Source organism: Bacillus cereus group sp. BfR-BA-01355 (genome assembly GCF_022663675.1).
GTDB lineage: Bacteria > Bacillota > Bacilli > Bacillales > Bacillaceae_G > Bacillus_A > Bacillus_A thuringiensis_S.
The window spans coordinates 1-15,165 of record NZ_JAKUFY010000127.1; the positions used below are offsets into that span (position 1 = coordinate 1).

Consider the following 15,165-nt stretch of genomic DNA (forward strand, 5'->3'; position numbering starts at 1 on the left):
GTTGTCCATCATGATTTAAGTAAAGCAGAATCGTATTTTGATAAATTACTATTAATGAATAAAAGCTTAATTCATTACGGAGAAGTACGCCAAGTATTAGAACCAACTGTTATGTCAAAAGCGTATGTGAATCAAGGAATATTGTTTAATAATGCAGCGGAGGTACATTCATCATGAAGATTGTAGAATTTATAGATGCATTAACGCAGTATAGTTTTCTGCAGAAGGCGTTATTAACTTCCGTTATGGTAGGAATTATCTGTGGTGTCATTGGATGTTTTATTATTTTACGAGGTATGGCATTAATGGGTGATGCCATTTCACATGCTGTTCTTCCAGGAGTAGCGCTTTCTTATATGATTGGAATGAACTATTTTATAGGAGCGGTTTTAACAGGTGTTATTACTGCAGTAGGAATCGGATTTGTAAGTCAAAATAGTCGTATTAAACATGATATGGCGATAGGAATTATGTTTACATCTGTTTTCGCTGTAGGGATTATTTTAATTACCTTTATGAAGAGTAGTTCTGATTTGTATCATATTTTATTCGGGAATGTCTTATCGGTTCGTTCTTCTGATATGTGGATGACACTGATTATTGGAGTGGTCATTATTGGTCTTGTAATGTTGTTTTACAAAGAATTACTCGTATCCACGTTTGATCCAACGATGGCGCAAAGCTATGGATTACCGAATAAATGGATTCATTATGGCTTAATGATTCTCCTTACAATGGTTACAGTAGCTTCACTTCAAACTGTTGGAATTATTCTAGTCGTTGCGATGCTTATTACACCAGCGGCTACAGCGTATTTATTAACAAACCGTTTATGGGTCATGATTTATTTAGCAGCAGGCATTGGTGCGCTTTCATCTGTAGTAGGGTTATATTTTAGTTTCTCTTATAATCTTGCTTCAGGTGCAACAATTGTTCTTGTCGCAACATTCTTGTTCGGATTGGCATTCTTTTTCTCACCGTCACAAGGTTTGTTTTGGAGAGCTATCAAAATTAGAAAAAATAGAGCAGAGTTGTCATAATTGATTGGAGGATAATGATGAAATTTAAAAATGTTGTATTATCGGTAATTTGTATTTTTGTATTTGCATTAACAGCGTGTTCGAGTAACACAAATGGAAAAGAAGAGGGTAATGGAAAATTAAAAGTTGTAACTACATACTCCATTATATATGATATGGTGAAGCAAATTGGTGGAGATAAAGTTGAGATTCATAGTCTTGTTCCAATCGGAGCTAACCCGCATGAATATGATCCACTACCAAAAGATGTTATGAAAATGACAGATGCAGATATGGTATTTTACAATGGGCTAAACCTAGAAGAAGGTGGAGCGTGGTTTAAAAAGCTATTAAAAACGGCAAATAAATCAGCGAAAGATGCACCGGTTTATAAAGTAAGTGAAGGTGTAGAAGCTATTTACTTAGAAACAAAAGGATTAGAAAAAGAACCAGACCCACATGCTTGGATGAATATTAAAAATGGTATTTTATACGCTGAAAATGTGAAGCAGGCATTAATTAAAGAAGATCCTAAAAATAAAGAGTTCTATACTAAAAATGCTGATGAGTATGTAGCAGAACTTCAAAAGTTACACGATGAGACAGTAAACAGAATTCATCAAATTCCTGAAGAAAAACGTTTCTTAATCTCTAGCGAAGGTGCTTTTAAATACTTTGGAAAAGCATATGACATTAAGACGGGATACATTTGGGAAATTAACTCAGAGAATCAAGGTACGCCAGATCAAATTAGAGATGTTGTAAGTTTAATTCAAACAAACAAAGTGCCAGCTTTATTTGTTGAAACAAGTGTAGATCGACGTAGTATGGAAACTGTTTCAAAAGAAACAAACGTGCCAATTGCAGGGACAATTTTTACAGACTCACTAGGTAAATCAGGTGAGGATGGAGATACTTACTTAAAAATGATGAAATGGAATATAGATACCATTATTAATGGGCTACAAAAGTAGGATTTATCTGTTTTTCAATGTAGCGTAACTATTGAATTTTTATAAAATAAGAGATGAAAGAGCTAGCTCATATGAGTTGGCTCTTTTATTTATCCCAATATTTGCGGGCGGATAAGATTTCCTCCTTAAAAATTCAGCGAATGGGAGGGAGGGCTGCCCGTAAAATCCCACTGAATATGTACTAATAATCAGTGGGGGTGACAAAACTTCTACTAATTAAAGTTTCATTTTATAATTTTTACTTTATTAAAAGTAGATTTGTTAGAAAGGATAATCATTTATTGATATAATGAATGGATGCGAAGCAGGAAATAGATAGAAAGATACTGCTAGTAATTTATACTTAAAATGTAGGGAGATTGAACAGAGTTATGGGGACAGAAAAAGAAATTAGTTCCGCTAAATTAATATGGAAGATGACGCGCCCACATACATTAACGGCGACGTTTTCTCCTGTAATTTTAGGGACAGTGGCATCACTTTATGTTGCCAAAATTGATTGGCTGTTATTTATTGCGATGATGGTTGCATGTTTAGCATTGCAAATAGCAACTAACTTATTTAATGAGTACTATGATTTTAAACGTGGATTAGATACCGCTGAATCCGTTGGCATCGGTGGCGGAATTGTCCGTCATGGATTGAAGCCAAAAAATGTGTTAACAGTTGCACTTTTATTATATGTCGTAGCAGCTTTTATTGGCATTTATATTTGTATGAATAGTAGTTGGTGGTTAGTGGTTATTGGTTTAATTGGAATGGCGGTTGGCTATTTATATACAGGTGGTCCATTACCAATTGCGTACACTCCGTTTGGAGAATTAGTTTCTGGATTGTTAATGGGGACATGTTTTGTACTTATTGCTTTCTTTATTCAAACAAATACGATAACGATTGAAAGTGTATTGATTTCCATTCCAATTGGGATTTTAGTCGGTGCAATCAATATGTCAAATAACATCCGAGATATAGAAGAAGATATTAAAGGTGGAAGAAAGACATTAGTAATCCTCCTTGGGAGAGAAAAAGCCATAGTAACACTAGCGGTAGCCTTTTTCATTGCGTATTTATGGATTGCCGTAATTGTATTAATGGGTTATATAAGCCCTTGGGCATTAGTTATGTTCCTAGGTTTGAGAAAGCCAATCTCTGCTATTCAAAGTTTCCAAAAAGGAGCAAAGGACCCTGGGTATATGCGCATCGCAATGAAATCAACAGCAATGACAAATACGATTTTTGGCTTCTTATTATCGGCAGGATTATTAATTAGTTATCTGTTTTAGATAAAAAATCTTGTTAAATAACTTAACCCCAATTTCTCAATTTTAATATGGAGAAATTGGGGTTTTTATTTTGACTTTGTTTAATGCTAAAAACAGTTTCATTTGAAATATAAATACCAATAAATTGCAACTTCATCATTTTCAATATCTAAACCTTTATAAACAAGAAAATCAAACCCACCAATTACAAATCCACATTTTTCATAAAATTTACATGCTGCGACATTATTATTTTGCGTTTCAAGCATGATCCCGGGCATGTTGCCTTCTTTTGCCCATCGCTTTGCCTGATCAACCAATCTTTTACCAACTCCGAGTGTACGATGTTTTTTATCCACCGTTATATCTTCTATGTAAGCATAGTGATTCCAATTCTTTTTCAATACCATTAATCCAATGATTTGGTTATGTAACAGTGCTATGTAAATGACTTGATTAGGTTTATTTATATATTCATTGTAAGCCAGTTCTTCATTATCATCTTGATTTTGTAAATAACTTTTTTCATAACTTGGAACGTCTTCTACTGTATATTCTATGCGTCTATTTACTTTGGAAAGAGAAAGAATTAACCGAGCATTCACTATAAAACTGTCATCGATCTTCGGGAAATTGTCTAAATCATTTGTTTCTAACTCTCTAATTAAAAGATTCATCGGAGCACCTCCACATAATAATATTTCTTCTAGTTCTTTATTTGATTCAAATGAATTCCAATTACAAAATTATAATAGAATTTCAATAGTATGGCTAACTCAGTATTTTATCTTTATAACAGCATACTATTATCTTGATATAAAAATTTTGTTTAGAAAGAGTAGTATTTTTTATTTTGGATGTATATCCAGTTTTCAAATTTAACTGTATTAGAGAAAACAATATTTTTCTAAAGAGTGGATGCAGTACGCTATTCTTTAACTAATTTCGACATTATCTGCATTTTATCTTCACCTTCCTCTATTAATCTATTTATTGTAAATATCAACTGGAGTTAATGCTTAGCTGTATAAATAATGAATATGAAAATTAGTAGGGAAAGGATCGAAACATAATGAAAGAATCACAAAATAAGAAAAAAATAAATGTAGGAACTAAGGCAATACTATCTCTAGGGGTTGTTTTAGCAACGACCTTTTTCACATTCTTTTTAATTGGGAAATGGAACTCTATCCCAGCGAAGGGAGTAGCTAATGAAAGTAGTAATCAAGTTAATACGCAACAACAAGAAAAGAAAAAGGAAACACCACCAGCAAAACAGAAAAGACCTGATGGAAAACCGGTAGGAAAGGTTGTTTATTTAACATTCGATGACGGTCCTAGCGAATTAACTGGGAAATTTTTAGATGTACTAAAAGAGCAACATGTTGCTTCGACATTTTTTATGCAAGGTAGCAATTTACAGAATACCGCTTTTCAGGAAAACGTAAAGCGAGCGGTAAAAGAAGGACATTATATTGGTGCTCATAGTATGACACATAATAGTGATAAGTTATACAAAAAAGGACAATTTGTACCGGAGATGAAAGAAACGTTAGCTCTTATCCATAATATTACGGGTACAACTCCTAAACTAGTTCGTCCGCCATATGGATCTGCACCAGGATTAAAGGGCGAGGAAATTCGTAACCAAATTGTAGAAGCAGGAATAAAAGTTTGGGATTGGACGATAGATTCAAATGATTGGAAATTAAAAGGTAATCCACAGCAAATTATAGAGAATGTAAAGCGTACAACAACAGAAGATGTGGAAGTAGTTCTAATGCATGAAAAACCACAAACATTACAAGCGCTTCCTGAAATTATTAAATTTTATAAGGAAAAAGGATATGAATTCGGGGTATACAATGAAGCGGATCATTTTCAACTAAACTTCCAGAAAGATCAACGTCTATAGTATCAAATAAATAAATTAAGAGCATGTTCTGATTCATCTTTCTTCAGGACATGCTTTTTTTGCTTGTTTCTATAAGCTCATTAGTACCAATTTAACAAAGCATCAGTTACAAGTTACTTTATGGATACCTCATTTTAGAATAACTAACTTATAGAAAAAATTGAATAATTTTCATGTGTAAGGAGATTTTAAGAAGGATATAGAGGGGATATTTTCCTTTTGTTTTCTAGATAAATGATTACTTACCCAAAACATTATAGTGGAACGGTTTCTAAAGCTTGTCTGTCAAGAAATCCTAACACTAAAGTTCAAGTATAAAAACATAAACCACTCGATAAATGGGGTAGTATGATGAAAAAACTTAGTAGAAAGCGTTTGAGAAAAGATATTCAGGAACTTGAGAGTGCAAGTATGCTGCTCCATAATAATCAAGAGTGTGAACTCAAGCAGAATGTATCTGCGAATGAAGAAGTTTTGAGACAAGTTTTTGAAAATTGTTCCGATTTTGTTTTTCGTCCAATAATCATAGATAGTCAAAATAAAATTCTTTTTATTTATATAGATGGATTAGTCGACACTAAAGTTGTGGAACAAGTTGTTTTGAAACCAATGATGTTCGAAGGTCTGCCTAGTGGAGTAAAGAGTGTGGATTCGGTAGGAGAAATTATACAAAATCAGCTAATTGCGGTTTCTCAAGTAAAGACAATCTCTAAAGTTCGTGAGGTTATAGAAGCAGTATTGAAAGCGAATATCGTCATTTTAACAGAAGGAGAGAGTCAAGCTCTAGTCGCTGATTTAAAAGGTTTTGAAAAACGAGGTATTGAAGAGCCGGCTGCCGAGATTTCTGTTCGTGGCCCTCGGGACGGATTTACGGAAACAATAAGGGTCAATACGAGCCTGATTCGCCGAAGAATTCGAAGCCAAAAACTAAAAATGGAACCTTATTCGATTGGGGAATTGTCACAGACAGATGTGGTAATTGCCTATATTGAGGGAATTGCACCTGATTCGGTTTTGGATGAAGTTCGCCAAAGGGTAAAGCGAATTCAAATTGATGGAGTGTTGGAGTCAGCTTTCATTGAAGAGTTTATTGAGGACCAACCCTTTTCTCCCTTTCCACAAATTCAAAATACTGAGCGGCCAGATGCGGTTTGTGCAAGTTTATTAGAGGGGAAAGTCGCCATTTTAGTAGATAACACACCTTTCGTTTTGATCGTTCCTATGACATTTTGGACAGGTCTGCAAGCAGCGGAGGATTATTATGAACGCTCCATCTACACAACTTTTGTTCGATGGATTCGTTTAATATTAATTAATATTTCATTATTTCTTCCTTCTCTCTATGTTGCTATTACAACCTTTCATCCTAAATTAATTCCGACAAATTTGCTTATTAGTATTGCAGCTGCGCGAGAAGGCATTCCTTTCCCGGCTGTCATAGAAGCGCTAATGATGGAGTTTTTATTTGAAGGTTTGAGGGAAGCGGGGGTTCGGTTACCAAAACCTGTTGGATCCGCAGTTAGTATTGTCGGAGCACTTGTTATCGGGCAAGCTGCTGTGCAAGCAGGTATTATTTCGGCACCTTTGGTCATTGTTGTGGCGACGACCGGTATTGCGTCATTTGCGTTCCCGCGCTACAACTTAGGAACAGCTTACCGGATGTTACGCTTTCCTATGCTGTTATTGGCAGGAATGCTCGGGCTATACGGTGTTGCAATAAGTACCCTTGCGATTTTGATTCATTTAACTAACATTCGTTCTTTTGGCATTCCGTATTTAAGTCCAGTTGCACCTCAGACTCCTCGTGATTTAAAGGATGTTTTTCTCCGAACACCTCGTTGGAATATGACCCACCGCCCAATAATGGTATCTGGTGAAGAGAAAGTCCGTTTTCCAGGTGGACAAAAGCCAGATGAGAAACGGGGAGGGGAAACAGAATGAGCCTGCACAAGGCACTCTGTATGATACTGGTCATTTCTTTATGCTTCTTGACGGGATGTTGGGATCGGACAGAATTAAATGATTTGGCAATAGAATTAGGATGGGGACTTGATCAAGCGAAGAATAATAAGATTGAAATTAGTGCTCAGTTTATTATTCCATCAAAAATGGGAATGGGACAGAGCGGAAGAAGTAATGCAGGAAAAGCGTTTTTTACAGAATCGGGAACGGGAAGGGATACACATGAAGCTATACAAATGATGCAAACAAAAATGTCGAGAGAAATTTTTCGAGGGCACCAGCGTGTAATATTGATTGGAGAAAAAATGGCTAAAAGTGGTCTTGCTCCAGTTTTAGATGCATATAGCCGCGATCCTGATATTCGATTACGAGCAGGTGTGTTTGTCATAAAAGGGAATACTGCAAAAGATTTTCTGAAAGCATCCATCCCTTTAGAGTCTATCCCGGCACTTGGGGCACTTAAAGAGCATATGCAAATAGAGGCAGCGGGAGATATGTCTTTATTAAATTTTCTTATTGCTGGTACGAGTGATGGAATCACCCCGATTTTGCCCGTTATTAAACTAAATGTGTCTCATGAAAAAGGTAAAACCGTGGTCAAAGGGTTTCAAATTGTAGGCGGTGCTATATTTAACAACGATTTCAAATTGGTAGGATACTTGAACATGCAGGAATGGTTAACTACTTTTTGGATAGTGAATCGTTTAAGTAAACAGACAGTTACAGCAACGGCCTCTAAAGGAAATGGTAGTGCAAGTTTATATATGACAAAGATCAATAGAAAAATCATACCTACTATACAAGGGGACACAATTAAGTGTGACATTGTTTTTTCTGGTGAAGGAACAATTCAGGAGAACAATACGAATTTAGATCTTTCGCAGCCAAAAAATCTTACTCTTTTAGAACATGTATTGGAAAAACAGTCCGAAAAGGAAGCTCTCCAAACTATTAAAAAGGTTCAAAAACAATACGGAACCGATATCTTTGGATTTGGAGAAGCCATTCATCAAAAATATCCATCCGAATGGAAAGGGTTAAAAAAGAATTGGAGTAAACAATTTCGAAAAGTGGAGGTTTCTGTTCATACAAAGCTTACTATTCGGCGAGTAGGACTGACTGGACCACCGTTGCAGTTGAAGAAAAATGAAATGAAAAAATAAGGAGGAATATAGAGTGTGAGAAATTCGATGAAAATCTCTGGCAGGCAAATCTTTTGGATGATGTTCACATTTGAAGTGGGACAATCACTCCTTCTAGTTATTCCAGCGACGATTCGTACTGTCAAACAAGATGCGTGGATCTCGATTTTGATTGCAGGAGTGATAGGGGTTGCTCTTACTTTTTTGGCAACTACACTTGGTTCGCTTTATCCGAAACAAACTCTCATTGAATTTAGTCAAACTATTCTTGGTAAATGGCTAGGAAAGCTACTGATGATTCCTTACTTCTTTGGGTGGTACATGATAATTTGGATAACCGTCCGTGAATTTGGTGAATTCATTATTATCGCTTTGTTTCATAATACACCTTTGTGGGTCATTGTCTTTACTGCGATGTTATTGCTCATTTTTATCATTTACCAAGGAGGGGTGGAAGGTATTGGACGTTTAAGTGAAATCATAGGGCCAATTGTACTTTTAATGATAACGTTTATAATCATTTTGAATGTTGGCAATATGAATTGGGATTATATGCGGCCTATTTATCACGATTCTGGCTGGCTTCCCATCCTTAAAGGTTCCTATACCCCTGTAGCCGCATTTTTTGGAGAGGCTGTTATGATGATGATGTTCGTTTTCTTTATGGATAAACCAGAGCAAGCGTCATCAAGGGCGATGTTGGGGGTAGGATTAGCCGTTTTCATGGTAACAATCGGAACATTAGCGGTCATTTTAACATTCGGTCCGAATTTATCTTCAAGTTTTTTGTATCCGGTTTACGATTTGAGCCGATACATATCTGTCATGGAGTTCATTCAAAATGTGGATATTTTGATAGTTATTATTTGGTTTTTTAGTATTTTTGTGAAATTGGCGTTATACATGTTTATCGCTTGTTATGGAACAGCACAAATATTTTATTTGAAGGATTGGCGAAAAGTAGCGTTAGTTCTTGCTCCTATTTCGTTCATCATAGCTGTGTCAGTTAAAAATATCCAAACATTTACCCATTATTACTACATATTTTTCGTAATTCCAATTGCATTTCCCGTTTATGAGCTAGGGATTCCTTTACTGTTATTGGTGGTTGGCAAAATTCGAAGGAAATATGCATAAGCCCAATCGGTAATATATTTGGAGGGCAGGTATACTTTTAGTTTTTTGACTAATATAAAAAGAGAAAAATCCTACTTATAAGTGTAGGATTTTTTGTTTGTATATTACGTTACAAGAGTTTTCTTATTTTCTCCGGAATGTCCTTTTTAGAAATGTATGCAACAGAGTCTTTATAGTAAGAGTATTATGTTGGAAATAATCAAAAAAACGTATATTGCAATATAAAAATTCACTTTAATACTAAAGGATACATGACAACGATTCCTATAAATTCTTCTCAATAATTGAAAATAAAATCAATCCAGATTATTATATTGTTATTGTAATTACATTTTATTGAAGGAGGATACAAAGATGAAAAACTCAAAAGGCTCTATTGAATCAGAGATAAGCAAAGCAATTACTCACTGGGAAAAGGACTACCTAGGACGCGGGTCTATATCCGTTAAGACAGATATATTACGGGATATGATTATCGTAAATTTACAAGGTGTTTTAACGCCGGCTGAATATAGTGTTTGCGAAACAAAAGACGGTATGCTAACGATAAAGAAGAATCGTTCGGAGCTAGTTGAATCTGGAATTGATGATCTGAAAGAGATTATACTAGAATTAACTGGAGAGAAAGTGAAAAGCTTTCATACGGATATAAGCTCCCGTACAGGCGAACGAGTAATGATTTTTAAATTGCTTCATAATCTTGAGGAGAAATTTTAAAAATACCTTAAGGTTAGTGGAAGGATTAAGAAACCTACAAGTTTTGCACTTTATTAACAGGCTAATAATTAAAAACTTGAAGTTATTTAGGTATAATAAATCTTAATTCTAATAACTCTTAAAAAACGGATAAAGAAATTGACAAACTGCTTAATATGGTTTATCTTATAATTGTTTTAAAAAATTGATAGATGCTCATTTTAACAGTTTGCTATAATTAAGGCTTTAGCATTTTTTTAATATGTAATATTGACTAAATGAAAAAGTTTCTTAATTAAAAGATAGCGTATAACATAAATTGATATATTGATTGCATAATCTAGGAGATCAGAAATATACATTTCTTTTTAACAGGAGTAATACATACATTATTATCCTCTATAAAATGGGAGCTCTTCAAAAAACTTTATTGAAGTTAGTTGAAGGGAAACCGACAATCTCCATAATTCAATGATGATATAAAATCATTGAATTATGGAAGTTGTCGGTTTTTTTTATGAGAAAAAACGATGCACTAAAAAGAGTGAATGAAAATTGAAATTTAAAAAATCATCTTAATTAAAAGGAATTTTTATAGGTTATTTTCGCTTAGAAGGGAGTATTTAACATGTTAATTTCGCTGAGTTCATCAACACTGTTAACATTATTTTTTATGGCGCTTAGTGCTTCTTGGCTAAGTGGATTATTGTTTTTACATGCAAGGATACCTTTACGTTTTGTTCATATCCATATTGGTATCGCTGCTTTGCCTTCATTGATTTCTTTACTCGCACTTGTTAATAACAATGGAGATAGAGTTGTGGGGCCTTGGCATCTAGATACTTTAGCTTGGTTAATGGCTTTCTTTGTTCTTACAATTGGTTTAATCATTCAGCGTTTTTCTGTACGTTACTTAATGGGAGACCGCTCATATCGAAAATACTTTTTACTTTTTACATTTACTACAGGTGTATCTTCGGTTGCATGGTTAAGTGATGATCTTCGTTTAATGATCATTTGTTGGGGAGCAACGCTTATAGGATTGGTTCTACTCATAGGGCTAAATAAAGGTTGGAAAGTAGTTAGTGAAGCAACTAAAATCTCTGGCTATTTATTTACAATAAGTTGGATTGCGTTGCTATCAGCTATCATTTGGTTGTTTCAAGGCACTGGACAGTGGCAGTTAACGTCAGTTTTAACGAATGAAAATGTAGCGCTACATGGAACATTGGAGAGAACAGGAATTAACTTATTAATTATATTAGCGGTGATGATTCCAGCAGCACAATGGCCTTTTCAAAGATGGTTAATTGAGTCTGCTGTTGCTCCAACTCCTGTTTCTGCTATTATGCATGCGGGTTTAGTAAATGCTGGCGGTATCATGTTAACTAGATTTTCACCTCTTTTTCATGATGATATTGCACAAATAATTTTACTAATTTTCTCTAGTATTTCTGTCTTAATAGGTACAGGAATTAGTTTAGTCCAAGTTGATTATAAACGTCAGCTAGTAGGTTCAACTATTGCACAAATGGGATTTATGCTTATTCAATGTGCATTAGGCGCCTATTTAGCGGCTGTTATTCATTTAATTTTACATGGTTTGTTTAAAGCTACACTGTTTTTACAAGCTGGTTCTTCAGTAGAACGTTTTGGGGTAGTGAAGCAGTCTAATGAAAAGATGTCCAATTTATGGATTATGGTCGGACGTGTTTTAGGATTATTTATAGCAATTACTTTCTGGTTTATGACTTCTGGAGAGGGGTATCAACTAGTTAGTGCGTTAATCTTAGGCTGGTCACTATACTTTTCATGGAAACAGCTTGTTGTTTTTGGAGAGGGAAGAATGGGACGAATTGCTGGCGTAATTGTTTTGATTGGATTTTCTCTCATTTACTTTACCGTTCATAATTCTCTTTACAAATGGTTGCATACTGACATGTATCAAAGTGTTCAACCTTCAGCTACAGCCGTTATCTTTGTTATATGTATTTTACTATTTAGTAGTGTTATTAGTACTTTCGTTACTCGTAATCAATCTTCTACTTTATTCGCTGTACTTTATCTTTGGTTAGTTCGAGTAGGTGAGGCGAGAAGAAAGTCAGTAGAAAGTCACCCAAGCTATCTTAAACATTATGTATCAAAGGGAGGTAATTCGTGATGAGTATACCGTCAATATTAAAGAAAGATACAAACATTGATATGCAAGAAAATACTATAAATGATTTAGTTGCATCTGCTAGCCGTGTTATTGCGCCACTTTGGCCTATCTCTACGTTTGCAGCTCATCACCCTTGGATGGGACTTGAAAAGCAATCATTTGAACAAGTCGCAAATTGGTTAAAAGAAGCTCGTAATGTGGATATTTATCCTAGTGCCTCCATGATTCATTCGGCAAAAGCGAAAGGTGAGATTGAGGAATCATTTTTACAAATGAGTTTGTCTCGTTGGCTGGATTCACAATCTTTTAATATTCCGCGAGAGAAAGCAGAGCGATTTTGCCAAGCAGCTTTAAAGTTAGAAAAATTACCTTCTAGTTTATTATCATCGACAGAATTAAATAAATTGGCAGAAGAAATGATATATATAAATACAACAAGTATGAAAGCCTCTGTTATGCAGCCAATAAGTTCGCTTATAGAAAATCGAAATAGTGAAAACCTATCTGATATTCTTAATTATCATATCATTAAATGGTGTAAATTATATCTTGATGACTCCGGATCAAGTTGGACGATGCCAAATCGAGAGAAAGGTTTTTATCGTGCATGGCAACACCTTATTAAATTTGATCCAGCGCTCAGTAAAAATGAGCGTAAAGTTTTAAAAGATTGGCCACAAGATGCCCAAGTAGCTTTAGCGAGAGCATTATCTGAACTAGGAATTTCTGAATCTAACATACAAGCTTACCTTGAAGGGCACTTACTTTCTTTGCCTGGGTGGGCAGGAATGATACGATGGCGCTCACAACAATCAATTCAGGAACAGGAACTCCTAATAGAATATTTAGCAGTTCGAATTTCTATGGAGCTGGCTATTACAAAGCCTTATTTACCTTTAAAAAATCAAAAGGTTGAGAAAAAAGTTGCAATCGTCCCGCTTATAGCTTCTTGGATCTATTGGGGGAATATTTCAACACGGGAATGGTTACAAATGCCTGCTGCTGAACAAAGTGAATTATTAGTATTCGCTTATCGTTTTGATGAAAATATTCGTAGGAAACTTTGGCTGGAAGCTTGGGAACAGACGCATGCAGAGCAATTAAGGAAGAAGATTGCTTCTAAACAACGTGCAACTAATGATAAAAAGCGTGTATTAGCTCAATTAGCATTCTGTATTGATGTACGTTCAGAACCGTTTCGTCGCCATCTTGAAAAATTAGGTCCGTTTGAAACATTTGGAATAGCTGGTTTCTTTGGATTACCAATTGCAACTAGTGAACTAGGTAGTAATAACAACCATCCTTCTTTGCCAGTTATACTCAAACCGAAACATCAAATAAAAGAGCTCACAAATGAAAATGAACTTAAATCTTATGAGCAACGTAAGAGGGTAGGCAGTTCGGTACGTTATACATTTAAAACGATGAAACAGAACGTACTGACGAGTATGGCGCTACCTGAGTTAAGTGGTCCTTTATTTGGTCTACAAATGGTGACAAGAAGCTTTGTCCCAAGAGGAGTTGGTGCTTTCATTCGTAACCTTCGTAAAACTATGTTACAAAAACCTGATACAACATTCTCACTTAATCATGTTCATGACACAAAGGGCGAGATACCTATCGGTTTTACGAAAGAAGAAAAAGTGAACTATGTGCGTCAAGCTTTAAAAATGGTGGGACTGACAGAAAAATTTGCTCCTTTAGTTGTAATGTGCGGACATAGTAGTCAAAGTACGAACAATCCTTATGCTGCAGCGCTTGAGTGTGGTGCTTGTGGCGGAGCAGCAGGGGGATTCAATGCAAGAGTTTTTGCTACTTTATGTAATCTTCCAGAAGTAAGAGAGGCATTGGCTGCTGAAGGTATTAAAATTCCTGAGGACACCATTTTTGCAGCAGCTGAACATAAAACAACAGTGGACGAATTGGAATGGATTTACGTCCCGGAACTTTCGGAAGCTGCGCAAGAAGCATTTGATTGTATCGAGTCGATTATGCCAAATGTGAGCCAACATGCAAATAGAGAGCGTTTAACGCAATTACCAAATTTTAAAACGAAAATAAAAAATGCGAGTAAAGAGGCACATCGATTTGCAGAAGATTGGAGTGAAATACGTCCAGAATGGGGATTAGCTCGTAATGCATCTTTTATTATCGGGCAACGAGAATTAACTCAAGATTGTGACTTAGAAGGTAGGGCGTTCCTCCATAATTATGATTGGAAACAGGATGAAAGTGGCGATATATTAGCTAACATTATTGCAGGACCAGGAACAGTAGCTCAGTGGATAAATTTACAATATTACGCTTCAACTGTAGCACCTCATTATTATGGTAGTGGAAACAAAACAACCCAAACTGTAACGGCAGGTCTCGGTGTTATGCAAGGGAATGCAAGTGACCTGTTGCCAGGCTTACCTTGGCAATCGGTTATGCAGTCAGATAGTGAGACGTATCATTCACCACTTCGTTTACTAATTGTCATTCAAGCACCTATTGAATATATAGAACGTTTGTTAAATAATGATTTCACATTTCGAGAAAAAGTTCAAAATGGATGGGTTAGACTTGCAAGTGTTGATCCAGAGGGACGCTGGAAAAACTGGTAACAATTATTATTGTTACTAGCTTAAAAGTTTCATAAATACAATAATGAAGAAGGAGTGCTCCATATGAATTCAAAGAATAAAAAAGTTTTATTATTAACAGACATTGAACACGGAATAGAGCCTAGTATCCAACAAGTAACTAACATTCACCAAGAAAACATGTTGACTATACACAGCTATGATTCTGTAATTGTACATCCTTATGGAGATATAATGAGATCTATTATTATTGCTATTTATCAAGAAAATGTTAAAGAAATTTTTGTTGTCGGAATAGAGGATAAAGAAACG

General features: G+C 35.3%; 11 protein-coding genes and 2 pseudogenes. 12 read left to right on the forward strand and 1 reads right to left on the reverse strand.

The window, feature by feature from the left end; all coding sequences use genetic code 11:
• The 4 genes and pseudogenes from MR167_RS27145 to menA form a co-directional block, all read left to right on the forward strand.
• Window positions 1-177, forward strand: a pseudogene (locus MR167_RS27145) (metal ABC transporter ATP-binding protein); the annotation flags it as partial.
• Window positions 174-1,040 (forward strand): metal ABC transporter permease, encoded by an 867-nt coding sequence (locus tag MR167_RS27150; protein ID WP_000706183.1) that lies wholly within the window; start codon window positions 174-176, stop codon window positions 1,038-1,040. The pseudogene MR167_RS27145 and the gene MR167_RS27150, both read left to right, overlap by 4 nt.
• 17 nt (window positions 1,041-1,057) lie before the next feature.
• Window positions 1,058-1,993: a manganese ABC transporter substrate-binding protein/adhesin MntA gene (mntA, locus tag MR167_RS27155; protein WP_000669597.1), complete on the forward strand. Its 936-nt coding sequence runs from the start codon at window positions 1,058-1,060 to the stop codon at window positions 1,991-1,993.
• A 371-nt stretch (window positions 1,994-2,364) separates the two neighbouring features.
• On the forward strand, window positions 2,365-3,276 hold the full coding sequence (menA, locus tag MR167_RS27160) for a 1,4-dihydroxy-2-naphthoate polyprenyltransferase (RefSeq protein ID WP_000536383.1): 912 nt from the start codon (window positions 2,365-2,367) through the stop codon (window positions 3,274-3,276).
• Between the two features lie 98 nt (window positions 3,277-3,374).
• On the opposite strand, the gene satA is transcribed toward menA, so the two are convergent.
• Entirely contained in the window at window positions 3,375-3,932 is a 558-nt protein-coding gene (satA, locus tag MR167_RS27165) for a streptothricin N-acetyltransferase SatA (protein WP_016098684.1), read from the reverse strand.
• A 395-nt stretch (window positions 3,933-4,327) separates the two neighbouring features.
• Here satA and MR167_RS27170 point away from each other — a divergent pair, with 395 nt between their 5' ends.
• The 8 genes and pseudogenes from MR167_RS27170 to MR167_RS27205 all read left to right on the forward strand — a co-directional run.
• Window positions 4,328-5,170 (forward strand): polysaccharide deacetylase family protein, encoded by an 843-nt coding sequence (locus MR167_RS27170; RefSeq protein WP_081144015.1) that lies wholly within the window; start codon window positions 4,328-4,330, stop codon window positions 5,168-5,170.
• A gap of 348 nt (window positions 5,171-5,518) precedes the next feature.
• Window positions 5,519-7,111, forward strand: a complete 1,593-nt coding sequence (locus MR167_RS27175) for a spore germination protein (protein WP_242315947.1) — start codon at window positions 5,519-5,521, stop codon at window positions 7,109-7,111.
• Window positions 7,108-8,295 (forward strand): Ger(x)C family spore germination protein, encoded by a 1,188-nt coding sequence (locus MR167_RS27180; protein ID WP_242315948.1) that lies wholly within the window; start codon window positions 7,108-7,110, stop codon window positions 8,293-8,295. Before MR167_RS27175 ends, MR167_RS27180 begins: the two co-directional genes overlap by 4 nt.
• Before the next feature lie 27 nt (window positions 8,296-8,322).
• Complete coding sequence (locus MR167_RS27185; protein ID WP_127726077.1) at window positions 8,323-9,411, forward strand: GerAB/ArcD/ProY family transporter; 1,089 nt, start codon at window positions 8,323-8,325, stop codon at window positions 9,409-9,411.
• A 354-nt stretch (window positions 9,412-9,765) separates the two neighbouring features.
• On the forward strand, window positions 9,766-10,128 hold the full coding sequence (locus tag MR167_RS27190) for a Na-translocating system protein MpsC family protein (RefSeq protein WP_016098682.1): 363 nt from the start codon (window positions 9,766-9,768) through the stop codon (window positions 10,126-10,128).
• Window positions 10,129-10,735: 607 nt separating this feature from the next.
• Window positions 10,736-12,268 (forward strand): NADH dehydrogenase subunit 5, encoded by a 1,533-nt coding sequence (locus MR167_RS27195; RefSeq protein WP_098900395.1) that lies wholly within the window; start codon window positions 10,736-10,738, stop codon window positions 12,266-12,268.
• Window positions 12,268-14,874, forward strand: a complete 2,607-nt coding sequence (locus MR167_RS27200; RefSeq protein ID WP_098900396.1) for a DUF2309 domain-containing protein — start codon at window positions 12,268-12,270, stop codon at window positions 14,872-14,874. Before MR167_RS27195 ends, MR167_RS27200 begins: the two co-directional genes overlap by 1 nt.
• Before the next feature lie 63 nt (window positions 14,875-14,937).
• Window positions 14,938-15,165: pseudogene (locus MR167_RS27205) on the forward strand (carbonic anhydrase); the annotation flags it as partial.

Coding starts and splice junctions, on each gene's coding strand:
- MR167_RS27180 (WP_242315948.1), top strand. CDS start 7,108: ATGAGCCTGCACAAGGCACTCTGTATGATACTGGTCATTTCTTTATGC.
- MR167_RS27175 (WP_242315947.1), top strand. CDS start 5,519: ATGATGAAAAAACTTAGTAGAAAGCGTTTGAGAAAAGATATTCAGGAA.
- MR167_RS27170 (WP_081144015.1), top strand. CDS start 4,328: ATGAAAGAATCACAAAATAAGAAAAAAATAAATGTAGGAACTAAGGCA.
- MR167_RS27195 (WP_098900395.1), top strand. CDS start 10,736: ATGTTAATTTCGCTGAGTTCATCAACACTGTTAACATTATTTTTTATG.
- menA (WP_000536383.1), top strand. CDS start 2,365: ATGGGGACAGAAAAAGAAATTAGTTCCGCTAAATTAATATGGAAGATG.
- MR167_RS27200 (WP_098900396.1), top strand. CDS start 12,268: ATGAGTATACCGTCAATATTAAAGAAAGATACAAACATTGATATGCAA.
- MR167_RS27150 (WP_000706183.1), top strand. CDS start 174: ATGAAGATTGTAGAATTTATAGATGCATTAACGCAGTATAGTTTTCTG.
- MR167_RS27185 (WP_127726077.1), top strand. CDS start 8,323: ATGAAAATCTCTGGCAGGCAAATCTTTTGGATGATGTTCACATTTGAA.
- mntA (WP_000669597.1), top strand. CDS start 1,058: ATGAAATTTAAAAATGTTGTATTATCGGTAATTTGTATTTTTGTATTT.
- satA (WP_016098684.1), bottom strand. CDS start 3,932: ATGAATCTTTTAATTAGAGAGTTAGAAACAAATGATTTAGACAATTTC.
- MR167_RS27190 (WP_016098682.1), top strand. CDS start 9,766: ATGAAAAACTCAAAAGGCTCTATTGAATCAGAGATAAGCAAAGCAATT.